Source organism: Nesterenkonia ebinurensis (assembly GCF_008711175.1).
Lineage (GTDB): Bacteria > Actinomycetota > Actinomycetes > Actinomycetales > Micrococcaceae > Nesterenkonia > Nesterenkonia ebinurensis.
The window spans coordinates 1-22,303 of the sequence record NZ_VWNF01000048.1; the positions used below are offsets into that span (position 1 = coordinate 1).

18 protein-coding genes are annotated in these 22,303 nt (G+C 65.3%); 7 read left to right on the forward strand and 11 right to left on the reverse strand.

The window, feature by feature from the left end:
* Positions 1-318: 318 nt before the first annotated feature.
* Complete coding sequence (locus F0311_RS15420; protein WP_150462847.1) at positions 319-1,329, reverse strand: LacI family DNA-binding transcriptional regulator; 1,011 nt, start codon at positions 1,327-1,329, stop codon at positions 319-321.
* Positions 1,330-1,382: 53 nt separating this feature from the next.
* Here F0311_RS15420 and F0311_RS15425 point away from each other — a divergent pair, with 53 nt between their 5' ends.
* Together F0311_RS15425 and F0311_RS15430 are read left to right on the forward strand one after the other, a co-directional pair.
* Positions 1,383-2,576 (forward strand): MFS transporter, encoded by a 1,194-nt coding sequence (locus F0311_RS15425; RefSeq protein WP_150462848.1) that lies wholly within the window; start codon positions 1,383-1,385, stop codon positions 2,574-2,576.
* 138 nt (positions 2,577-2,714) lie between these two features.
* Positions 2,715-3,464: a class I SAM-dependent methyltransferase gene (locus tag F0311_RS15430; RefSeq protein ID WP_223881415.1), complete on the forward strand. Its 750-nt coding sequence runs from the start codon at positions 2,715-2,717 to the stop codon at positions 3,462-3,464.
* 233 nt (positions 3,465-3,697) lie between these two features.
* Here the strand turns inward: F0311_RS15430 and F0311_RS15435 are convergent, their stop codons facing one another.
* The 4 genes from F0311_RS15435 to F0311_RS15450 form a co-directional block, all read right to left on the reverse strand.
* The gene (locus F0311_RS15435) at positions 3,698-4,318 is read right to left on the reverse strand and encodes a malonic semialdehyde reductase (RefSeq protein WP_150462849.1); all 621 of its coding nucleotides are present in this window, start codon (positions 4,316-4,318) and stop codon (positions 3,698-3,700) included.
* Positions 4,319-4,428: 110 nt separating this feature from the next.
* Positions 4,429-5,508: an NADH:flavin oxidoreductase/NADH oxidase gene (locus tag F0311_RS15440; protein WP_150462850.1), complete on the reverse strand. Its 1,080-nt coding sequence runs from the start codon at positions 5,506-5,508 to the stop codon at positions 4,429-4,431.
* A gap of 38 nt (positions 5,509-5,546) precedes the next feature.
* Positions 5,547-6,035 carry an NUDIX hydrolase gene (locus F0311_RS15445; RefSeq protein ID WP_150462851.1) on the reverse strand — a complete coding sequence of 163 codons (489 nt, stop codon included), beginning with the start codon at positions 6,033-6,035 and terminating at the stop codon, positions 5,547-5,549.
* Positions 6,036-7,571, reverse strand: a complete 1,536-nt coding sequence (locus F0311_RS15450) for a deoxyguanosinetriphosphate triphosphohydrolase family protein (RefSeq protein WP_150462852.1) — start codon at positions 7,569-7,571, stop codon at positions 6,036-6,038.
* Between the two features lie 59 nt (positions 7,572-7,630).
* Here F0311_RS15450 and F0311_RS15455 point away from each other — a divergent pair, with 59 nt between their 5' ends.
* From F0311_RS15455 to F0311_RS15470, 4 genes are all read left to right on the forward strand, one after another.
* Complete coding sequence (locus F0311_RS15455; RefSeq protein WP_223881416.1) at positions 7,631-8,356, forward strand: hypothetical protein; 726 nt, start codon at positions 7,631-7,633, stop codon at positions 8,354-8,356.
* On the forward strand, positions 8,353-9,057 hold the full coding sequence (locus F0311_RS15460) for a DUF4166 domain-containing protein (RefSeq protein ID WP_150462853.1): 705 nt from the start codon (positions 8,353-8,355) through the stop codon (positions 9,055-9,057). The genes F0311_RS15455 and F0311_RS15460 overlap by 4 nt, the downstream gene beginning before the upstream one ends.
* Positions 9,058-9,094: 37 nt before the next feature.
* Entirely contained in the window at positions 9,095-10,339 is a 1,245-nt protein-coding gene (locus F0311_RS15465; RefSeq protein WP_150462854.1) for an arginine deiminase, read from the forward strand.
* Between the two features lie 241 nt (positions 10,340-10,580).
* Positions 10,581-11,348, forward strand: coding sequence for a LysM peptidoglycan-binding domain-containing protein (locus tag F0311_RS15470; RefSeq protein WP_150462855.1), 768 nt, complete (start codon positions 10,581-10,583; stop codon positions 11,346-11,348).
* Between the two features lie 4 nt (positions 11,349-11,352).
* Here F0311_RS15470 and F0311_RS15475 read toward each other — a convergent pair whose 3' ends face one another.
* The 4 genes from F0311_RS15475 to leuS form a co-directional block, all read right to left on the reverse strand.
* Complete coding sequence (locus F0311_RS15475; protein ID WP_150462856.1) at positions 11,353-13,776, reverse strand: ComEC/Rec2 family competence protein; 2,424 nt, start codon at positions 13,774-13,776, stop codon at positions 11,353-11,355.
* Positions 13,776-14,543, reverse strand: a complete 768-nt coding sequence (locus F0311_RS15480; protein ID WP_150462857.1) for a ComEA family DNA-binding protein — start codon at positions 14,541-14,543, stop codon at positions 13,776-13,778. Before F0311_RS15480 ends, F0311_RS15475 begins: the two co-directional genes overlap by 1 nt.
* Positions 14,544-14,645: 102 nt before the next feature.
* Positions 14,646-15,662 carry a DegV family protein gene (locus F0311_RS15485; RefSeq protein WP_223881417.1) on the reverse strand — a complete coding sequence of 339 codons (1,017 nt, stop codon included), beginning with the start codon at positions 15,660-15,662 and terminating at the stop codon, positions 14,646-14,648.
* Between the two features lie 8 nt (positions 15,663-15,670).
* Positions 15,671-18,163 (reverse strand): leucine--tRNA ligase, encoded by a 2,493-nt coding sequence (gene leuS, locus F0311_RS15490; RefSeq protein WP_396897457.1) that lies wholly within the window; start codon positions 18,161-18,163, stop codon positions 15,671-15,673.
* 63 nt (positions 18,164-18,226) lie between these two features.
* On the opposite strand from leuS, the gene F0311_RS15495 reads away from it, so the two are divergent.
* On the forward strand, positions 18,227-19,330 hold the full coding sequence (locus tag F0311_RS15495; RefSeq protein WP_150462858.1) for an alpha/beta fold hydrolase: 1,104 nt from the start codon (positions 18,227-18,229) through the stop codon (positions 19,328-19,330).
* Between the two features lie 160 nt (positions 19,331-19,490).
* On the opposite strand, the gene F0311_RS15500 is transcribed toward F0311_RS15495, so the two are convergent.
* Positions 19,491-20,096, reverse strand: coding sequence for a GrpB family protein (locus F0311_RS15500; protein WP_150462859.1), 606 nt, complete (start codon positions 20,094-20,096; stop codon positions 19,491-19,493).
* Positions 20,097-20,147: 51 nt separating this feature from the next.
* Positions 20,148-22,127 carry a primosomal protein N' family DNA-binding protein gene (locus F0311_RS15505; RefSeq protein ID WP_191089971.1) on the reverse strand — a complete coding sequence of 660 codons (1,980 nt, stop codon included), beginning with the start codon at positions 22,125-22,127 and terminating at the stop codon, positions 20,148-20,150.
* Between the last annotated feature and the right edge of the window lie 176 nt (positions 22,128-22,303).

The following is a 22,303-nucleotide window of genomic DNA, read 5'->3' on the forward strand; positions in this document are numbered from 1 at the left end:
ACCGGGAAGGGCCGAGCACGCTGGGCCACCCGCTGGAAGCCAGCCCTAAACGCCTTCGCCATCACCTTCGAAGGACGCCTCAACTAAAAAAGCGCCAGACCAGATACACCGTTAATCAGACACTCCCTACCTCGAGACCACACCGAATGTAGAACCCCGCTCTCAATGTCCTTGCATCCCTAGTAAAACCTGGCGGTCGCGGAGTGGAGTGGGAGGAGACCGTTACCCAGGGCGATGTTCTGTTGAATGAGGGATGAGTTCGTCAGTGGGGTCGACGACCCACGTGGTGGCACACCCATGAACCATTCAAGTAGATGATCAGGTGGAGTCTCGGTCGATCAGTTGCGGGCGCAGCGTGGTCTTGGAGAGGGCATTGGTGGGCTTCCGCATGCGCTCGCGCAGGAGCCGGAGTCCTTCAGCACCGCTGTGGGAGAGCGGTTGGCTGATGGTGGTCAGTTTGAGGGCGTCTGCTGTCTCGGTGTCGTCGTAACCGATGACGGCGAGGTCGCCGGGCACAGATAGGCCGAGTTGGTGTGCCGCGTGGATGACTGCGGCGGCCAGCAGATCGTCTGAGGCGAAGACGGCGCTTGGCTTCTCGGGATGGTCAAGGAGTTCTCGTGCGGTTCTTCGGGCTGCGTGGAGGTCTCGGGGAGCCCAACGAGTCAGCTCAGATTCGAGGCTGCACCCATTATCGCGCAGTGCCTGGCGGTAGCCGTTGAGTCTGCGGCGGGCAGGAGGGGTGTAGGCGTCTTCCGTCTGTGCTTCGCCGAGGAACGCCAGGCGACCATGTCCGAGTTCGAGAAGGTGGTTCCCGGCGAGCTTGCCGCCGGCTTCGTCGTCGATAGTCACAGAACTGAGCCGTTCATGTTCAGTGTCGATCAGGACGGCCGGAAGTTCGAGCGCGATGATGCGCTCGATGATCACGTCATCGAGCGGCAGACTCACGATGAGCAGACCGTCCAGACGCCCGGTGCGCGGCAATCCGGCCAACAGCGGGGCAGGACTCGTCGCGGCTGAGGGCTCATCGAAGACTACGACGTCCACAGACTCACCTCTGGCTTTGGTGAGGATGCCGGACAGTCGTTGCATCGCAGCCGGATAGCTGGCGAACGGGCCGATGACGCCCACACGTTTCGCGCTGCGCCGAGCGCGGGCGATCGCCTGCTCCTTGGGAACGAACGACAAAGCGTCGGATACGGCCAGAACACGTTCCCGGGTGGCGGCACTGACGCGATCGGGGTGATTCAGCGCGAGTGAAACCGTGGACACGCTCACCCCGGCTCGTGCCGCCACGTCCCGGATAGTGATTTTCCTACTTGGCCGAATCATGCCGTTAGACTAGCATTCGAACTGTTTCGATCGAAGTGAGGACTCATTCGGAGATGAAGAGAAGTGGCGCGACTCATGCGTGGCCTGCTGCGGTAGCGTTCGCGGTCAACGGCGGTCTTTACGGCGGGATGCTGAGCCGCTACGCCGAGATCGCCGCAGGCGCCCACGCCGAGGCGGTCGCCTTCGGGGTGGCGTTGACTACAGGGGCGCTCGGCGGGCTGGCCGGGTCGATCCTGGCACCGCTGGTCATGCGAGTCTGCAGCGAGCAGATCACTATGGTGATGGTGGGTCTGGCCTATGCGGTGTTCAGCGTGGCGCTTCCGCTTGCGCCCAACCCAAGTGTGCTGGCGGCGGCGTTCTTCATGATTGGCGCCGCTGACGGTGCCCATGACGTGTCGATGAACGCGCTGACGGTGCGTTATCAGCAGCGACTCCGACTGCCGTTGATGGGACGCTTGCATGCCCTGTGGTCGCTGGCCCTGGCCGCCGGGGCGGCCCTTGGCGCCGCTGCAGCAGCGCTCGGCGTCGCCCCGGCCCTGCATCTGGGGATCGCTGCGGCGATTCTCGGCACCACTCAACTACTCGCTAGCCGTTCCACACGCTGCACCGGCAGCATCATCGATGAACCCGGCGCGGCCATAGAGCCCGGGGCAGGCAATGCTCACCGTTTCACTCTGGCGGGCGCACGCGGGCTGCTCGTCATGATCGTCGTGGCCGCGATCGCTGCCAGCTACATTGAAGGACCGGGGCAGGACTGGAGCGCCATCGTCCTTGCCGATGCCTTTGCCGCTGACACCGGGACCGCTGCAGCTGCCCCGTTTGCATTCTCTCTGGGACTCCTCATCTCTCGGCTCCTGCTAGACCCCCTACGCCGCCGTTTCAGCGCATCACGGATCGCGACCGCTGCCGCGGCTTTGGTAGCCGTAGGCGGTCTCAACGGACTTCTCGCCGCTCACCTGCACGCACCCGCACCGCTCGCCCTAGCGACACTGGTGCTGATCGGGTTCGGCGCCGGACCCATCTATCCGATGCTCTTCGACACCGCCAACACTCTCGGCTCACGCCACCGCATCAGCCCGGCGACCACCGCCGGCATCATTTCCACCTGTTCTCGCATCGGCGCTATCACCGCGCCCGTCCTCGTCGGCCAACTTGCCCACACCGCTGGCCTCGGGGTCGTCCTGACCGTCATCGCAACAGCCGGCATCCTCTCCCTCATCACACTTCCACGAGCCCTACGCCCTTGACGCAACAAGGACGGCAATCAACCACTGAACCGCTCCGTTTGGCGGAGACTCTCCACAAACCCCGGCGCGGTTCACACAGTGAATACTGCGAGCACTCACATCCCATCAGGCGCATGCACCCGCCTTTAGAATCGGTTGGTGAGCGGACCGAACCCCATGCACTTCGAAAGCGTCGCTGTTGAGTACGCAGCAGCTAGGCCGCCGTACCCGGCGTCGCTGTGGCGAGACGTCATGTCAACCGGTCTGGTCGCGCCCGGCCGCCGAACTCTTGATCTCGGTGCCGGCAGCGGACAGGTCACGAAAGTGCTGCTAGAGCATGGGATGGATGTCGTTGCGGTTGAGCCTGGCGCCAATTTGGCGGCGATCATCAGGCAAGAGCTCCCGCGCGCAGCGGTGATCCAAGCACGCGCCGAGGACATCGAGCTCGAAAGCGAGTCGTTCGATCTTGTCACTGCCGCAACTGCGGTGCATTGGATGGATCTGCGCATCGTTTTGCCGACAGTCCACAATTCGCTGCGGCACGGCGGTCGACTACTCGTGTGGCGCAACGTATTCGGTGATGCTTCGGCCCAGGTCACCCCGTTCCGCCGCGAGATGCAGCGCATTATCGAAGGCCGCAAGGCACCGCGAGCAGGCAAGCCTGACGATGCCCAGGCAAATGCAGACGCGATTGCTCAGACGGGACTGTTCACGGTTGAGCGGGTCATCCGGTACAGGTGGGTGGTCGAGCTCACGACGGATCAAGTCAGTGCCTTGTTCGGCACCTTCAGCGATTGGACAGCGGCTGAGGTGGAGGAGGTGGCCTCTGCCGCGGACCGGCTCGGTGGATCCGTGTGGGAGCATTACACTTCCTGGCTCATTTCGGCCGCCCCTCGACGGTCTCAGTAGACTCCGCACCTCCAGCCGGAACAACCGGACGCCGCCGAAGAACTTCAGAACCAAGGCCGCGTCAACGGACGTGCTCTACGCACTGGGGAGAATCGGCAGCCTGAGAGTTTCATTGCGGTATCCAGGCAAACGCGTGGCACAGCAAAAGTACACCTGCTTTTCACAAGTACACGGCGTTATATGGACGTGTAGATGTGATTTCGGGGTGTAGTTGTGGCTGGTTCCGTGCAGACTCAGCGGGTCTGGCTGATCTCGGAGAACTCCAGGCGCTTACCGCGCGGGAACTGGGCCTGCTCATCCTCGGGGTTCGGAGCGTGGCCCACGTTGACCACGGCAATGGCCTTCCAACCGTTCTCAGTGTGGAAGGCGGCATCGATCCCTGCGGCGTCGATCCCGGTCATCGGACCAACCTCCAGGCCGTAGGCGCGCAGGGCCAGCAGCAGGTAGCCGAACTGGATGAACGCATTGTCCCGGCCCATCGCATGCCGATTCTCCGGCTGGGAAGCCAGGTTCTCCCTCACCCCAGGTACCGCAGGGAACAGCTCGTCCATGTTCAGGTGCCAATCGGGGTCATAGGCCACCACAATGCTCAGCGGGGCCGCCTCAGTCTTGGCCTTGTTCCCGTCCATCATGTGCTCCACCAACTTCAGCCGGGGCTGCCCCTTCTCCACCAGGGTGAGCCGCAGCGGCTGGGAGTTCATGGAGATCGGGGCGAAGCGGGCGTCGTCGTAGGCTGCCTGCACCAGCTTGGCATCTACCGGAATGTCGGTGAAGGTGTTGGTGGTGTGCCGACCGGCGAACAGGGAATCAAGGGCTCGGCGGTCAAGAGTCTTCTGCACAGTCTGAGTGGTCACAGGTGCTCCTTCATCAGGGACGTCAGGGGGTCACCACTGCGAACTTCAGCAGTTGCCCGGTTCTTCCGCAGTGTCAGCAGGATCACAACGACGCCGCCCCTGCCCTAGCTCTACCGGTAGGCGCGTTCATACTGGCCGGGAAGGTAGTCCGGCTTATAGCCCAAGTGCTGGGCAGCGTGCAGCGCGAAGTGCGGATCGCGCAGTGCTTCCCGCCCGATCAACACCACATCGGCCTGGCCGGTGAAGACGATGTGCTCAGCCTGGGTGGGATCGGTGATCAGCCCGACGGCTGCCACGGGAATCCCTGCCTGTTCTCTGATGCTGGTAGCCAGCGGCACCTGGTAGCCGGGGCCGATGGGGAACCGTACCGGGGCGTTGCCCCCGGAGGAGACATCGATCAGGTCTACGCCGCGGTCCTTGAGCCAGCCCACCACCTGTACGGTCTCACCGAGGCTGAGACCCTGCTCAGTCCAGTCAGTGGCTGAGACCCGCACCAGCAGCGGGATTTCCTCCCCGATGCGGGCGCGGACCGCTTGGCTGACTTCCAGCAGGAACCTGGCCCGGTTCTCCAGGGAACCACCGTAGGAGTCAGTCCGCTGGTTGCTCAGCGGAGAGAGGAACTCGTGGAGCAGATACCCGTGTGCGGCGTGGATCTCGATCAGGTCAAAGCCGGCCTGAACGGCACGTTCGGCAGAGTCGGCAAAAGCCTGGGTGATGGCGGATATTCCTTCCGGGCCCAGTGCCTGGGGCTCGGCGAGTCCGGGGTAGGCCACAACCGAGGGCCCCACGGTGGTCCAGCCGCCCTGGTCCTGCGGGACATTGCCTGATTCCTGCGCAAAGGGCCGGTAGGTGGAGGCTTTGCGTCCGGCATGGGCCAGCTGGATACCGGCTGCCGCGCCCTGGGAGTGCATGAAATCCACAATCCTGGCCAGAGCCTGGGCCTGCGCATCGTCCCACAAACCCAGGTCCTCCGGGGAGATCCGCCCCTCCGGACTCACACCGGTGGCCTCCACAATCACTGCCCCGGCCCCTCCCCGGGCGAAGGTACCCAGATGCGCAAGGTGCCAGTCGGTGGCCACCCCGTCCCGGTCTGCAGCCGAATACTGACACATCGGCGGGATCCAGATCCGGTTGCGCACAGTGAGACTGCGCAGGGTCAGCGGCTCAAACAGTGCAGGCACAGAGTGCATCGCAGAGTGCTCCTTCCGTCTTGGGGCTCCACCCAGGTCTAATCGCCTCCGTGCTGTCTGCATTCCCGGGCGGAAAGCTCAGAACCTTCGAGCAGCCGGCAAACGGCTGGCGCAACCTGGTCGGTGAGCAGCGGAGCCAGATCCTCGGCCGGGGCCAGCTCAGCCAGAGGAATCCAGCGCAGCTGGGCAATCTCGGCAGCCGGCTGCAGCTGGTTCAGGAGGTCGGTAGCGGCGTCGTCGTACTTCACCAGAAAGTTGCGGCAGACCACAGTGGTGTCCGATTCGTTGGCTGCCGGGGCGGTGAACTCTCCCATATCGGTGAGCTGGTACGGTGCGATGGTCAGCCCGATCTCCTCGGCCACCTCGCGGAGAGCAGTCTGGGGCGCGGACTCCCCCGGCTCGGGCTTGCCGCCAGGCTGCATGAACCGCTGTGTGCCACGTTTGCGGACGGTGAGCACCCGATGGCTGCGGTCCAGAATGATGACTGCTGCCACAGTGACTGTCTTCTGCTCTGCCGGCGGCGCCATCTACAGCCCCTGGCCGGCGTCCCAGAGGCGCTCAGAGGTGCCGGTGAGCAGGGCGTCCAGGGAGGTGGCCTGAGCGTCGGTGAGCGAGGCCACGTAGTCGATGATGCCCCGGCCCACTGCCTGGCGGCGCAGGGTGGGCTCATCGGCGGCGTCCAGCAGCTCAGGGGACTGACGGCGAAGGCGGAAGATATCCAGCTCGGCCAGCTCTACCAGGTCCAGGAGCCGGCGGGGTGCGCGGCGGATATCGTGGGAGTCCTCCAACCAAGCAGAAAAGCCGCGGACGATGCGCTCCAGCAGGCGTGCCTGGCCGCGCTGATACACGGTGAGATCGGGCCGGTCCAGGATGAACCGCTCATGCAGGAACTTCAGTACCGCCACCTCATGCCAGGCCGCCTGGCTGAGTCTGATGTGCCCGGAACGCACATGCGGTTCGGCATGGACCTCCACCGAGCTCTGCAGGCGGTTGATCCAGGTGGCGGTGAAGGCGCCCAGCGCCCGCTCCGACTCCCGGGACCCGTCGAAGGTGACCGGCAGCAGACCCTCCACCACATCTTCGTTGACCTTCTCCACCGCTGCCGCGAAGGCCTCCGGATCAGCGATCCAACCATCCTTGGTGTGCAGCCGACGCCAGAGCAGCTCCAGGGAGCGGCCGGGGATCCGCATAGTGCGCACCAGCTCAGCGCGTTCCAGCACAGCAAGCTCGCTGCTCTCAGTACGCCAAGCCTTGAACTCTGCGGAAATCGCGGCCTGGTTGAGGAGTCCGGCCCGATAGAAATCGTCCAGGTCGTGCAGGGAGTAGGCGATGTCATCGGCGATGTCCATCACTGAGCACTCCACGGTCTGCTGGTGTTCGCTGATACTGGGATAGGCGGAGCGGGCCTGAAGCATCTGATGCCGGTCCAAGGTGTAGCAGGAGAACTTCCGCGCCCCGGCCTCATCTGGGGAGAGCCCCCGCTCGGTCTGCGGGCCCTCAGCACGGCCGATGCCCTCGGCACGGATCCACGGGTACTTCAGCACCGCAGAACGCACCGCAGCAGTGAGGTTCAGCCCGGCATCCGCCCGGTGGTGCTGGTCCAGCCGGGTCAGGATCCGGAAAGACTGGGCGTTGCCCTCGAAGCCCTCGGAGAGCCCGAACAGCTCCCGGGCCAGCCGATCCAGGGTCTGCTCCCCCAAGTGCCCGAACGGTGGGTGCCCCACATCATGGGCACAGGCCGCAGCTTGGACCACCACCGGGTGGCAGCCGCCCAGAGCGTTGAGGATCTCACTGGTCTTGCTCTGCGCAGCCGAGAGTGAGACGGCGACCGCCCGGGCTACTGCGGCCACCTTCAGCGAATGGGTCAGACGGTTATGGATGGCCAGCCCAGCACCAGTCTGCGAGATAACCTGAGTGACTGCTGAGAGCCGTGAGAAGTACGGGGAGAACCGGATCCGTTCCAAGTCGGCGCGGAACTCCGGGAGGCGCTCCACACGCTGCAGCTCATCAAGAGTCTCCGGAATATGCCGGGCAAGGCGGGCATCACTGTGCTGATCACTCATCACCTCACGAGTCTATGCGCTGCCCCCTGTGCTGCTGGATGTCTGGCTACTGTAGATCCATGGGACAGCGAATCTACGTGGAGACTCTCATCCGTGCCCCGCTGGAGCAGCTCTGGGAGCACACCCAGGACCCTGCCGTGCACGCCCAGTGGGATCTGCGGTTCGGCCAGATCGTCCCGACCGGGCACGACGCCGCCGGGCAGAAGCATTTCAGGTATGCCACCACTGTGCTGCCAGGAGTCACTGTGGCCGGTACCGGTGTTCACGCTGGCCAGCGCCGCAAGCCCGATGGTTCCGCCACCTCAGCTCTGCGCTTCGGCTCCGAGCAGCGGCTCTGCCTCATCAAGTCCGGCTCAGGGTACTGGCGGTACATCCCGCAGCACGAGGAAGCGGTGAGTTTTCTGACCGGGTACGACTACACACCCCGCTGGGGGTGGGCCGGAGAGCTGATCGACTCGATGATATTCCGGCCGACCATCGGCTGGGCCACCGCATTCAGCTTCGACCGGCTGCGGCTCTGGCTGGAGTGTGGGATAACACCTACGCGCTCGCGCAACCAGGCAGTGGCTGAGGCTGCAGCACGGGCGCTGGTAGTGGGCGGCGTCGTCCTTCTCATCAATTGGAAGGTGGGACTGGCGGCTGGTGCTGCCGCGGTACTGGTGCCGCCACTGCCCAGCACTGCGGCGGCGAGGAGGTGCCGGCGCAGACCGACAGGACAGGAGCCGAGGGTGGATGTCTCTGCTTTGGGCAAGGATGGGAAGGGCGCGGGAGAGGAACGGAAATGACATCAGCAGATGCTGCATCTATGTTCGAGCGAGTGATGGGCGCTGAGTTCTATCGGCTGCATCCGCAGCTGCAGCGCCGGTTCTCGGTGGGCCTGGGCTCCGGCGTTGCTGGGATCGGCACTGGGGTGATGGAGGAGGTCTGGCATACCGCCGGGTGGGTGCGGCCCTTTCTGCTGCTGGGCGCCACCAGGAATATTCTGGCCCCGCGGCGCGGCAAGAATGTGCCGTTCCAGATTGAGAACGTGCCCTATACCGACAGCTTCGGGCGGGAGACGGTGAGCTTTGTGCGCACCTTCGGCTATCCGCGAGGCACCAAACGGTTCGACGCCCAAATGGTGATTGCTCCCGAGCAGACGCACATCATCGACTATCTGGGCACCCATCAGCATCTGGAGACTCCCCTGTACTTCTCTGCGGAGGAGGACGGGTCACTGACCATCCGATCGCAGGGGCTGCGCTTCCGCGAAGGCCCGGTGGATGTCACAGTGCCCGGATTCATCTCCGCCGACGCGACGATCCGCGAGCAGTTCGAGGAGCAGACCGGGCGGCTCAGGATCTCGGTCACCGTGGCCAATGACCGGATAGGACCGCTGTTCGGCTACCGGGGCTGGTTCGAACAGGAGTACTTCGAGGTGGCCAAACTCAAGGTGCGCCCGGGGCTGCGGCCCAAGCGGGAGCATAACCCCACTGATCGGTGGTGAAACATACCGGGAATCCCGGCTATGGGAGCATGAACGGATGACTGAGATGTATGTGGGCTCTGAGGTGGGCCAGCTGCGGCAGGTGATAGTGCACCGGCCGGGCACTGAACTGCTGCGGCTGACTCCGGAGACCAAGGATCAGCTGCTCTTCGACGATCTGCTGTGGGTACGCCGGGCCCAGGAGGAGCATGACCAGTTCTCTGCGGCACTGGAGTCCGCCGGGGCTGAGGTGCTGCATCTGGATGCCCTGCTTCGCCAGACACTTGCAGTGGCTGAAGCTAAGGACTTTGTGCTCGACCACACCTTTGACGAACGGATCTACGGGCCGGCTGCCGCACCGCTGCTGCGCCAGGTGGCCGCCAGACTCGACGACGCCGCCCTGGCTGAGCTGGTCATCGGCGGTCTCACCAAGCGAGAGCTGCTGGAGCTGACCGACGAACCACGCTCAGTGATGCTGCACTCCCTGGGCCCAGATGATCTGGTGGTGGCCCCGCTGCCCAACCACCTCTTTGCTCGTGACGCCTCCTGCTGGATCTATGACGGGGTAGCGGTGAACTCCATGCAGAAGCCGGTCCGGATGCGGGAGGCAATCACCTATGAGGCGGTCTACCGGTGGCATCCGCAGTTCGCCGCAGCAGAGTTTGCTCGCTGGTCCGATGGGCTCAACGATGGGCAAGCCACGGTGGAGGGCGGCGATGTACTAGTGCTGGGCAACGGTGCGGTGCTGGTGGGAATGAGCGAGCGCACCACCCCGCAGGGTGTGGAGCGCCTGGCCAAGCAACTCTTCGCCGCAGGCTCCGCGGACCGGGTAGTTGCCCTGGATCTGCCCAAGGCACGGTCCTTCATGCATCTGGACACAGTGATGACCATGGTGGATAAGCGTTCCTTCATCGAGTACGCCGGGCTGGGTGAGCTGGCCTCCTACACGCTGACCCCGCGCAACGGGCAGGCTGATCCGCAGCAGGTGGAGCTCAATATTGCCGATCATCCACCTGGCGGAGCGCACCGGGCGATCGCGGAGGCGCTGGGGTTGCACGGGCTGCGGATCCTCACCGCGGAGCAGGATGTGCATTCTGCCGCCCGGGAACAGTGGGATGACGGCTGCAATGCCCTGGCAGTAGCCCCAGGAGCAGTGATCACCTATGACCGCACACCAACCTCGAATGCATTCCTGCGCGAATCCGGGATCGAGGTCATTGAGGTACCCGGCGGGGAGCTGGGGCGCGGGCGCGGCGGTCCTCGGTGCATGAGCTGTCCTACTCTGCGCGAGCCGCTGAAGTGAGAAACCACGCAGATTCACAGTAAAGTCACAGAAACTAAGATCACAGGATGATAACGCCCTTGGATCCCTGTGATTCCGGGGTTCTTGTGGTTTCCACCGAGTCTCCTGCACAGTTGACGTGATCATTTTGAGACTCTTTACTGGACTGCGGACATTCCGAAGTGATGTTTATGTGACCTTCCCGTCGCGTCACAAGCACCACTCAGCAGTTTCAACAACCTCAGTGAGGAACCAAAGACTTATGAAGAACACCAAGACTTTCAAGAAGCTTCTGGGCAGCTCCGTGGCCGCCGCGGCTCTGGCCGGCGGCGCCGTAGTGGCCCAGGCTCCCATGGCCAATGCCTCCAGCGACTGGGACCGGCTGGCCCAGTGCGAGTCCGGCGGAAACTGGTCCATCAACACCGGCAACGGCTTCTACGGCGGACTGCAGTTCATGAAGGCCACCTGGGATTCCATGGGCGGCCAGCAGTACGCCGAGTACCCGCACCAGGCAACCCGGGACCAGCAGATCGCTGTGGCCACTGAGCTGCAGGCGCGCTACGGCTGGGGCCAGTGGCCGGCATGCTCGGCCAGCCTGGGTCTCTCCGGCAGCCCGAACAGCGGCGGCAGCAGCACTCCCGCCCCGCAGCCTCAGCAGCAGGAGACTCAGCAGTCCCAGCCGCAGCAGCAGGAGACTCAGCAGTCTCAGCCTCAGCAGCAGCAGTCCCAGCCTGCCCCGCAGTCAGCACCTGAACCTGAGCCGGAGCCGGAGACCCCCTCCTGGCAGTGGGCCGGGGCTTACTCCGCTGAGCCCAACACCGATGTGGAGGTCTCTGAGGAGACCTACGAAGTGGAGTCCGGTGACTCCCTGGCATCCATCGCTGAAGAGCTGGAGATCGACTGGGAAGACCTGTGGGGTGCGAACTACGATGAGATCGAAGACCCCAACCTCATCTATGTGGGTGACGAGCTCAAGCTCCCGGTCCTTGATGATGAGGATGACGAAGACGACGAGTCCGAGGAGGGCTGAGCCCTCACCGGCTGATTGACTCAGCCTCCAGCAGCCCCTCACCGGTCAGGCTGAAGACCACGGTGCCGTGCAGATCGGTGCGGTACACCGAGGCTTCCAGCTGGTGGAGCATCTGGAGAATCTCCTCTGCCGGATGTCCGTAGCTGTTCTCTTGGCCCACCCCCATCAGAGCAGCGCCAGGGGCTGTGTGCTCCAGCACCTCAGTGCCGCCGTTGGCCGCCCCATGGTGGGCCACCTTCAGCACATCGACATGCTGAGGGAGCCCGTTCCGGGAGACCATCAGCCCAGCGATCTCTTCTTCGAGATCACCCAGTGCCAGCAGGCGCAGCGGATTGTTCGCGGATCCGACTGCGCCTGCTGGCATCTGTACATCCCAGAGCTCAAAGACCACTACCAGTGAATTGTCATTGGGGTTGCGGTGATAGTCCGGCGCTGACCACACAGTCCAGCTGACCGGATAGCGGCCCTGGTGCTGGCCGGTCTGGCCCAGCTGGGCTCGGTGCTCAGACACATCGAGAACACTGTCCGCTGTCTCCTCCACCGCCTCCAGGACGCTCCAGCCTGCTGTACCTGAGTAGAGAATCTGGTGGGTCTGGGCGGCGTCGTACACCCCCGGGGTCCCACCGTAGTGGTCCAGATGGTCGTGGGTGATCATGAGAGTCTCCACCTGCTCGATCTCCAGGTGCTGCAGGCACTGGGCAGCAGCCTGGGGTTCCTCCCCGGCGTCCACCACCACTGCGGCGTTCTGAGCGGTGCGGATCACCAGCATGTCGCCCTGGTCCACATCGCAGAGGGCGAATCTCCAGTCCTCCGGCACTGCGCCGGCTGTCAACCAGGCCCAGACTGCGGTGCTGGGGATGATCACGGCGGTCAGCCCGCCGCAGGCCGCACTCAGCAGCAGGCTCTCCCCTGCTGCCGGACGCCGCCGGGAAGCGATCACCAGCCGGCAGAGCACCACCGCTGCTGCGGTGTACAGCCCTGCAAGCGCCCATCCCCATTGCCCCTGAGGCCAGGGGGCCAGCGCCTGAGGAAGGGCTGCAGCAGCTCTGCCCACCACAGCGATCCCGGCTGCCGGGAAACCGGCCAGCCACAGCAGACTGAGGGAGAGCCAGGGCAGGGCGGTGGAGACCACCGCAGCTAAAGTGCCGGGCACAGTGACCAGAGGAAGCAGCGGGCCGGCCAGAATATTGGCCGGGATGCTGTAGAGAGTCACTCCCTCAGCCACCGGCAGCAGCACCGGTGTGACGAACAGTTGGGCCGAGACGGCCAGGGCCAGCGGCCCGGAGACGAATCCGGGCAGCTTCTGCTTGAACCACTCGTTGAGCCGGGCACCGATGAGCACAATGCCTAAGGTGGCTGCCACCGAGAGCTGGAATGCCGCCTGCACCGCGAACCAGGGTGAAGCGATGAGCAGGATGATCACGGTGAGGAACAGCAGTGCCGAAGAGGCCCTGCCGCGGCCGGCGAAGACAGCCAGGGCGCCGATCGCCCCCATCACCGAGGCGCGGATGACACTGGGCGCTGGCTGCACCAGCATCACGAAGAGCACCAGCCCGGCCAGCAGCAGCGGTACAGTCCCCCAGCGGGGCATCCGCAGTATACGGGCGATACCCAGCAGGGCACCAAGGACCAAAGAAGTATGGGTTCCGCTGACTACGGTGAGATGTGTGAGCCCAGAGACCCGCATGGCTTCGGTCAGTTCTTGGCTCATCCCGGACCGGTCGCCCAGGATCACCCCGGGCAGCAGAGCCGGTGACTCACCGATACTGTGCCTGGATTGGTCCCTGGTCGCACTGCGCAGCTGATTGAACAGCTCATGTGCCCGACTGCGAGCATCTGGGGGCAGCTGCTCGATGTGCCCAGCCCCGAGACTGCGCAGCAGAGCTGTGCTGCGGTCTCCCGCATCGGTGGGCGAGGCGGTGACCAGTGCCCGGTAACGCTGCCCGGCCTGCAGCTCAGTCTCAGTGAAGATGGTCACCTCGGCCCTGACAGCCTTTTCCTGACCGGCGGCTGGGCTGCGATGGGTATGCACCACGGCCTCGGTGCGATAGTGCTGTGGCTGCTCACCCCGGGGAGCAAAAGGGTGAGGGTCGCGGGTCACCCGGAAAGTGACCTCCATCGGGGCTTCAGATTCCACTGCGGCGTTCCAGCCGGAGGCCTGATGACTGTGCTGGGTATGGACTGCCGAGAGCACCACCGCCGCGGCGAGGCCAGCACAGAGCAGAATCTGCAGCAGCACTGCGCTAAGCCGTTTTCGCCTTCTGCCCAGGGGTAGGCAGAGCAGGCCCAGAACGGCTGCGGCTGCCAACCCAGCTGCCGTCTGAAGAGCGCCGGAGGCTGTGCTGTGCACCACCAGCAGGGCTGCCGTCCAGCAGGTGATGGCAGCCGGCAGCAGGCGCAGGTCCAGGGGCTCTCGCTGGAGGGTCATCACCAAGTGACCTGATCGGCGATGTTCTCAAGGATGGCCGGGCCGATCCCGCTGACCGCCGCGAGCTCCTCCAAAGAGCTGAACTCCCCGTTGGCCTGCCGGTAGGTGATGATCCGCTCTGCCAGCGCTGGACCGATGCCCGGCAGCTTCTCCAACTGGGCAGCCTCGGCGGTGTTGAGGTTGATCAGCTCGGCTTGGCCTGCTTCCCCCGACTGGTCCTCCCCGTTGCCGGTGGCCGGTGGGTGGTCTCCGGATTCCAGCTCCTGCTCCGTGGGCACATAGATCAGGGAGCCGTCCTGGACCTCAGCCGCCAAGTTGATACCGTGCCGAGCGGCCTCATCAGTCAGTCCCCCGGCAGCATCCACAGCATCGGCAGCCCGGGCACCGGGAACCAGCTCCACCACCTGGGGCTCTGTCACTGCCCCGGCCACGTGGACCATCACCGTGCTGGGTGCCTGCGTTCCATCTTCGCTACTGTCTGCTCCAGCATTTCCGGGATGCTCCCGGGGCCTGATCTCTGAGGAGCTATCCAAGCCCGGCGGATCAGGCAGCGGCTCGGTGCCACCACGCCCGGTCACCCAGGAGACAGAGGTCCAGCTGAGAGCGGCAACAACCACCACGGCGACTGCACCGGCGCGCAGGCCGATGCGTGCCGGTGCAGCATGATCACGCATCCGCTCGGCACGCAGCCGGTCACGACGAGTCAGCAGTTGGCCAGAATCAGGATCTGCAGCGCCGAAGTCCTCGCTGAAACGGTTCTCCTGCATGGCCCATACGCTAAGGGCGCCTGGGCGGGCCGTGCCGCGAAGTCAGCGTTCTGTGGATGCCCCGGCGTGTCCCAGCATGGCAGGGCTCAGCTGGGGAAAACTCTAGCTGCTGGTGTTCCGCGGCCCTGGCAGCTCTGTCACGGAGATTCCCAGAGCTCCAAGCCCCAGGTGGGCGGCCAGTCCGGGGGGCAGCTCCACCACCGGGACCGGTTGGGTTGAGTGCGGCTGCAGTGCCTGGGCCAGCTCTGCGGCCGCCTCCGGGTTTCCGCAGCAGTGCACCCCGATCACCGCTTTCTCCGAGCTGCTGGCCCGCTCTGCAGTCAGCGCCTGCATTCTGGCCGAGGCCCGCGGCATGGAGTGTGCTCGCTCCAGCAGCTGGATCTCTCCCTCACACAGCTGCAGGACGGGCTTGACCCGCATCATGGTGCCGAACAGGGAGGCCAGCCGATTGATCCGCCCGCCCCGGCGCAGCTGCTCCAGACTGGGCACTGCGAAGACTGAGTTCGACGCCGCGGCCGCAGCTTCAGCAGCCTGAGCCACCCCCTGCAGGTTCCCGCCCAGCCTGGCTGCCAGCGCTGCCTGGATCACCGCCTGCCCTAAGGCCAGGCCGGCCTGCTGGGAGTCCAGTACGGTGACCGGCAGCGGTGCCTGCTCTGCGGCGAGCCGGGCGGCGTCGTAGGTGCCGGAGAGCTTAGCGGAGAGGTGCACTGAGACCACCCCGTCGAAGCCTTCGGCGTGCAGGCCCCGGTAGGTCTCAGCGATCCGTCCAGGGGAGGGTCTGGAGGTGCGCACCGGCAGGCCCTGAGCCAGGGCCAGTGGGAGGTCCCGGGTCAGCTCAGCGGAGTACTCCGGGTACATCTCGCTGCGTTGCCCGCCCTGCGGTCCCTGGTCAATCATCACCGGGATCGGCACCACTTCAACCTGCTCACCGAGCAGACCCAGCCTCAGCCTGCCGGTGGCAGCATCCACCGGCAGTGCACAGGCGGCGTCGGTGACCACAGCGATCCGGCCCCGGGTGCGCCGCAGGTGAGGCTTCCGTCCCGGCAAGGCAGCACGCCGGGCATGCAGCTCCGCGTCCAGCGCCTGAACCCACTGCTCAGTACGCATAACTGCACTCACAGGACCACTCAACCGGTCACGACGTTGATGAGTTTGGGAGCCCGGACGATCACCTTGCGGACCCCGCCGTCCTCGTCGATATAGCGCTGGATCTTAGGCAGAGCCAGTGCTTGGGCCTCCAGATCCTCAGCACTGATATCGACAGGCACCTCCAGCTTGTCGCGCAGCTTGCCCTTGACCTGGACCACCGCGGTGATGGTGTCCTGAACCAGCAGCGCCTCGTCATAGGCCGGCCAGGAAGAGTTCGCCACCGAGGGCTGGTGGCCCAGCATCTGCCACATGTCCTCGGCGGTGTAGGGGGCCACCAGGGAGAGGATCTGGGCGGTGACCTCCGCGGCCTCCCGCACGGCCGCATCGGCGGCCCCGGCACCGGAGTCGATCTCCTTGCGGGCAGCATTGACCAGCTCCATGATCCGGGCGATGACCACGTTGTACTTCTGATCCTCCAACAACGCCTGGGACTCCGCAATGGTGCGGTGGGTGACTGCCCGCAGTCCGGCAGCACTAGTGGACGGATCGGTCCCCGGTGCGCTGGTGACATCCTGGGCCAGGCGCCAGGCGCGGCCCAGGAACTTCTGGCTGGCAGCCGGTGAGACGTCTGCCCAGTCCACGTCATCGGCTGGCGGTGAGGCGAAGACCATGGTGAGCCTCACGGCGTCGACCCCGTATTCATCCATCTGCTCGGCCAGGTCCACCCCGTTGCCCAGTGACTTGGACATGGCTTTGCCGCCGTTGACCACTTGGCCCTGGTTGGTCAGTGCGGTGAAGGGCTCGGTGAAGTTCACCAGGCCCATGTCGTAGAGCACCTTGGTGAAGAACCGGGAGTAGAGCAGGTGCAGAATGGCATGCTCTACCCCGCCCACGTACTGGTCCACCGGCAGCCACTTGTTGACCGCCTCAGTGGGGAAGGCAGCATCGGTGCCCTTGGGGTCCAGATAGCGCAGGTAGTACCAGGATGAGTCCACAAAGGTGTCCATAGTGTCAGTGTCCCGGGTGGCGGGCTTGCCGCAGGCGGGGCAGTCCACGGTGACCCAGTCGGCCAGTCCGGCCAGCGGGGCCTTGCCCTTGGGGGTCAGATCCTCGCCCTTGGCCTCGGTGGGCAGGGCCACCGGCAGCTGGTCCTCGGGCACCGGGACCTCACCGCAGTCGGGACAGTGGATCACCGGGATGGGTGCGCCCCAGAACCGCTGGCGGGAGAGCAGCCAGTCACGCAACCGGTAGTTGGTGGTGGCTCGGCCGGCTCCCTGGGACTCCAGCCAGTCGATGATGGTCGACTTGGCCTCCTCCACCTCCAGCCCGTCCAGGGAGATCTCGGCATTGGCGGAGTTGATGGCCGGACCCTGGCCGGTGTACGCCTCGCCCTCGAAGTCTGAAGGGGGCTGCACAGTGCGGATGATGGGCAGATCGAAGGCGGTGGCGAACTCCCAGTCGCGCTGGTCCTGACCGGGAACACCCATCACCGCGCCGGTGCCGTAGTCAGCCAGCACGTAGTCGGTGGCGTAGACCGGCATCTTGGCCCCGGTGGCCGGGTTGGTGGCGTGCACGCCCAGGAAAACCCCAGTCTTCTTCCGGTCAGCGGACTGACGCTCGATCTCAGAAACCGATTTCAGCTGCTCCCGGTATTCCTCCAGGGCTGGCCGCTGCTCCTGGGTGACCAGCTGTGCAGCCAGCTCGGCGTCGGCGGCCACCACAAAGAAGGTGGCCCCGAAGATGGTGTCGGGCCGGGTGGTGAATACGGTGACGGTGTGCCCGCCTTCTACCGGAAAGTCCACATGGGCGCCCTCGGAACGGCCGATCCAGTTGCGCTGCATGGCCAGCACCCGCTCGGGCCAAGTGCCCTCCAGCTGCGCCATATCGTCAAGCAGCCGATCGGCATAGTCGGTGATCTTGAAGTACCACTGGTTCAGCGACTTCTTGGTCACCGGGGTGCCACAGCGGTCGCAGACGCCCTCGCCGACCACCTGCTCATTGGCCAGCACGGTTTGACAGGAGGGACACCAGTTGACCGGAGAGTCCTTGCGGTAGGCCAGTCCCCGCTCATAGAACTTCAGGAACAGCCACTGGGTCCACCGGTAGTACTCCGGGTCGGAGGTGTGCAGCCGGCGGGTCCAGTCCGTGCTGATTGCGTAGCGCTTGAAGCTGGCGGCCTGGGTCTCAATATTGGTGTAGGTCCACTCCGCCGGATGCGCATTGTTTTTGATCGCGGCGTTCTCCGCAGGCAGCCCGAAGGAGTCCCAGCCGATGGGGTGCAGCACGTTGTATCCGCGCAGCCGGGCGTAGCGGGCGGCCACATCACCGATCGCGAACGCCTCAGCATGGCCCATATGCAGGTCACCGGAGGGGTAAGGGAACATATCGCAGACATACTTCTTAGGCCGCTCGTCGGCGGTGTTGACCACAAAGGTCCCGTCCTGCTCCCAGAACGGCAGCCATCTGGCCTCGATAGTCCGAAAGTCGTAGGACTGCTTTTCAGCGGTTTCGCTCACAGGTGCCCACCTCAAAGATTCACGGAAATTTCAACTCACACAGTCTAGTGCTTCAGCGGAGTCGTTACCCTGATCCTGATGGGAAATACACCAACGACGCCGCCCCACCCCCGATTTCTGCCCACTGAGGGAGCCGCGACATCCGGGACCCCTGAAAGTGCGGACCCCCTTTTGCGGGCCATGTCGGGCAGGGTAGGGTATCCGCACCGGGAGCCTGAGCAGCTCACTGTGCCGGTGAGTTTTCAGCTGCACGGACAGCAGGTGGGCACCGAGGCGGCCGTATGGGTATATGAGCCCTCCGCGGCGTCGTTTCGCTCACGGCCTTCAATCGCCTCGGAAGACTCGCGGCCATCTCCAGTCTCCTCACGGCACAATCGGGCGTCGTCGTTGTCTGCTCCCCGCATTCTGATGGTCCACGGGTTCCGGGGGGATCACCACGGGATGCAGCTGATCGCTGATGCGCTGCCGGAGTTCGCAGTCTGGGTCCCGGACCTGCCCGGCTTCGGGATCACCGCCCCGCTGCATACCCCCGCCGGGGAGCGGGTGGAGCACACAGTGGAGGTCTATGCCGAGTTCGTGGAGGCGCTGGCCGGACAGCTGGGGCTGGGCGAGGGGGACACTCTGCTGGGTCACTCCTTCGGCACCATCGTCTGCGCGGCCCACCTGGCGCAGCATGGGCGGGGGTGGTCCCGCCTGGTGCTGAGCGCACCGATCAGCGATAGCGTGTTCCGCGGCCGGCTGCTGCCCGGCGCGGCCGTGGTGGAGGCCTACTACCGGCTCTGCCGGCTGCTCCCGGAGTCTGCGGCCGATGCTGTGCTGCGCTCCGCCGCTGTGCTTCAGGTGATGAATCTCACTCTGGGGGCGGGCTGGGACGCCGGGCTGCGGGCCTTTGTGGAGGATCAGCACCGGCGGTTCTTTGGGCGCTATTCGGACCGGCAGACGCTGTTGGAGGCCTACCACGCCTCGAGCAGGCATACTGTGGCCGACTACGCAGGGCAGCTCCGACTGCCAGTGCTGCTGGTTCCCGGGGCTAAGGACAATATGAGCACTCCCCCGGGTCTGCGAGCACTGCGGGGCACGCTGCCTGATGGGCGACTTGAGGTGATCCGCGGCTCCGGTCATCTGATCCACTACGAGAAGCCAGCTCAGCTGGCCCGAGCGGTACGCCGGTTCCTCAGCTAAGTCCGGTCAGCTAAGTCCGGTGACCGGTCCGCGCGGGTTCCCTCATCGTCGACGACGCTGGAGATGTCGCGCCGAGCCGCGCTGGTGGGACTGCACAACATGGTCATGGGGCTGATGTAACTTGGGCTCAGCCCGCGGCCTCTGGTGCGTAGCAGAAAGCTCAGAGCAGCCCAGCGGCACGAAAGGCACGGTCGTAGATATCGCGGATAACACGCTCTTTGCGGGCGTTGTACTGCATCACATGCTCGCCGGCGTCGTTGGCGGCCTCGGCAGAGGAGAGCTTGGCCTGCTCATAGAGTGCACGATCGTCCGGATGCTCGATCAGCCAGTCGCGGAACATCCGCTGCCGCACCGGTTCGGCAGCGTCGGGACCGTAGACGTGCAGGTTCGACCGCGGCTCGGTGTGCACCAACGCCCTGTGCTCGTACCACCATGGTTCACGGATGACCAGGTCGAATCCTGCAGCCTCCAAGTCAGGGACCCAGGCGTCCTCCTCCGCGGGGTCGGCGACGATCAGCGTGAGGTCTATGACCGGTTTCGCCGCCAGCCCTGGCACCGCCGTCGACCCGACATGGTCGAGGGCAAGCACGCGACGGCCGAGTGAAGCCCGCACACGCTGCTGAAGCACCTGGTACGCCTCTGGCCAGCGGGAATCGTACCGCACCACCTCAACCCCAGGCCTCGGCTCCTTGCCGGGGAGGAATGGCGACTGTCCGTGCGGCGGTTCAGCGGGTTTGTGCTCGACGATCTCATGTGCAGTGGGCATCCGTACCAGTATGCCCACCTCGGCCGACGACGACCAGTTCGGGACCACGGCTCAGACCTGGAGAGCGGTGGTGTCGTCGACAGCGATGCGCAGGGCGCGGCCTGAGCCGGAGTGCTGGGCCGATCCGCTGCGGCGGACTCGGGAGACTTCGGCGATCAGCTCTGCGGCCTGGGCAAAGCCGAAGAAGAGCAGCCAGCGCTGGGCATCCTGTTCAGCCGGGGCCGGGCCCACCCAGTCCAGTCCTGCTGGCAGGCGGATCTGGCGCAGCAGCGGCTCAGCCTCTGCGGGATGACCGGTGATGCTCAGCATCCGTACGGCCGGCGGGAGATTCAGCTCCAGGCGTCGGTAGAGCTCGCGGCGGGCGTAGCCGGCAGGGTCCCAGCGGACCAGGGCGCCGGTGAGCTCCGGGTCCTCTGCAGTGACTACCACTGCCCCCTGCTCACCGCGAGGGCGCACCAGTGATGCCGCCCGGAACCAGCGGGCCAGCACCCGTCGTGGCACATCCAATCCCTCCCGTGAGAGCTGGGCGTCCCCGTCCAGCAGCAGGGCTGCGGCGTAGCCGCTCTGCGCTGCCGGCTCCACGCCGGGGGTGCTGATCACCAGGGCAGGCCTGTCCCTGACCTCGGCTACTGGATGATCGCCGGTGGAGGAGATCACCGGGATGTTCGGGAAGGCCCGGCCCAGTTCCTGGGCGGTGCGGTCTGCGCCCACTGCGCCGGCGCGGAAGGATCCGTTGCCGCATTCGGCGCAGTGGTGGCCTCTCTGGTGCAGTCCGCACCAGCGGCAGCGCAGTGTGTCAGACTGTTCGAAGTGTCCGGGCAGGGTCAGCGGGCCGTGGCATTCCGGGCATTCTTGGCGTGACCGGCAGCGTTGGCATCGCACTGCGGGGATGAACCCGGCACGGCCCACCTGGATGAGTACCGGTCCGCGCTGGAGTCCCTCACGTGCAGTGCGGTAGGCCACCTGGGGCAGCCGGGCTCGGCGGGCGTCCGGGTCACGCTCCTGCTGGTAGGAGTCGCTGGAGGCGGTCACCAGCGGAGCCGCTGAATTCCGGGTGCTGCGCTCCGAGACTCGCTCAGTCAACCATCCGCGCTCCACCAGTCGCTGCACCTCCAGGCTGCGGTGGGTGGAGATGAATTGGATTCCGGCACCGGTGGCCACGCTGCGCAGTAGGGCAACTTCCCTGGTGTGCTGATAGGGGGCGCGTGGTTCCTGGTGGCTGGGGTCGTCGTCGTCCACCACGATGATCCGGCTCAGTCCGGCCACTGGGGCGAAGACGGCTGACCGGGTCCCTACGGCCACCTGGACTTGGCCGAAGCGCAGCCGCAGATAGTTCCGGTAGCGGGGTGTGGGACCCATGCTCGCGCTCAGCGCGGCCACAGCCTCGGCGCCGAGCTCTGCTTCAAGCAGCGGGAGGATCTGGTCCACATCGCGCTGGTCCGGCAGCACTACCACGGCTCCTCCTCCGGCCTGCCAAGTCTCCTGCACGGCGGAGACCACCAGCTGCGGCCAGCCTTGAGGCCCGTAGGACTTCAAAGCCAGCATTGCCTCCCGAGGGCCAGAGCGTTCGGGCTTCGAGGCAGTGGCGGGGGCGCTGTGGCCGGCGAACTCCTTCTCCACTCTGGCCACCCGCTGGGGTACGGCCGCGCGGATCACATCAGCGGTGACTCCGGCATAACGCTCGGCCACCCGGCTGCAGAGGTCCAGCGCTTCAGGGGCCAGCAGCGGCAGCGGGGTGACCACTTTGCGGATCAGGGCCAGCCGGTGCGCCTCGGTGGTGGCGCTGCGCTGCAGCACCCAGCCGGTCATCTCCCGGCCGGAGAACAGCACTTTGACTCTGGCTCCAGCCATGACCTGTTCATCCAGGTCCGCCGGCACCGCATAGTCGAAGGGCCGGTCCAGATGCGCCACGCCGGACTCCAGGAGCACTGTGGCAATAGGGTCAGCTCCGGCAGATCCGACCGGAAGGGCTGCGGATGAAGGGGCCGGGGAGTCCAGCAGAGCAGGCTGCTCCGCATCATGCTGGCTCATGCGCCGACCACCTCCTTCATCAGCTGTGATCGTATCCCGCCGCCGGGACTTCCCAACAGTTCGCCGAACCCCACCGTTGACCGCCATTGACAGAGAACACGAATCATGAGTCGAGTTGACTAAACAAATTCATAGCAGGGCAGAGGTTGGGTGGAGAACCCATCAGTATGCATCAG

Coding starts and splice junctions, on each gene's coding strand:
- F0311_RS15445 (WP_150462851.1), bottom strand. CDS start 6,035: ATGGCGCCGCCGGCAGAGCAGAAGACAGTCACTGTGGCAGCAGTCATC.
- F0311_RS15455 (WP_223881416.1), top strand. CDS start 7,631: ATGGGACAGCGAATCTACGTGGAGACTCTCATCCGTGCCCCGCTGGAG.
- F0311_RS15475 (WP_150462856.1), bottom strand. CDS start 13,776: ATGACCCTCCAGCGAGAGCCCCTGGACCTGCGCCTGCTGCCGGCTGCC.
- F0311_RS15495 (WP_150462858.1), top strand. CDS start 18,227: ATGGGAAATACACCAACGACGCCGCCCCACCCCCGATTTCTGCCCACT.
- F0311_RS15465 (WP_150462854.1), top strand. CDS start 9,095: ATGACTGAGATGTATGTGGGCTCTGAGGTGGGCCAGCTGCGGCAGGTG.
- F0311_RS15480 (WP_150462857.1), bottom strand. CDS start 14,543: ATGCAGGAGAACCGTTTCAGCGAGGACTTCGGCGCTGCAGATCCTGAT.
- F0311_RS15500 (WP_150462859.1), bottom strand. CDS start 20,096: ATGCCCACTGCACATGAGATCGTCGAGCACAAACCCGCTGAACCGCCG.
- F0311_RS15450 (WP_150462852.1), bottom strand. CDS start 7,571: ATGAGTGATCAGCACAGTGATGCCCGCCTTGCCCGGCATATTCCGGAG.
- F0311_RS15425 (WP_150462848.1), top strand. CDS start 1,383: ATGAAGAGAAGTGGCGCGACTCATGCGTGGCCTGCTGCGGTAGCGTTC.
- F0311_RS15440 (WP_150462850.1), bottom strand. CDS start 5,508: ATGCACTCTGTGCCTGCACTGTTTGAGCCGCTGACCCTGCGCAGTCTC.
- F0311_RS15470 (WP_150462855.1), top strand. CDS start 10,581: ATGAAGAACACCAAGACTTTCAAGAAGCTTCTGGGCAGCTCCGTGGCC.
- F0311_RS15420 (WP_150462847.1), bottom strand. CDS start 1,329: ATGATTCGGCCAAGTAGGAAAATCACTATCCGGGACGTGGCGGCACGA.
- F0311_RS15460 (WP_150462853.1), top strand. CDS start 8,353: ATGACATCAGCAGATGCTGCATCTATGTTCGAGCGAGTGATGGGCGCT.
- F0311_RS15505 (WP_191089971.1), bottom strand. CDS start 22,127: ATGAGCCAGCATGATGCGGAGCAGCCTGCTCTGCTGGACTCCCCGGCC.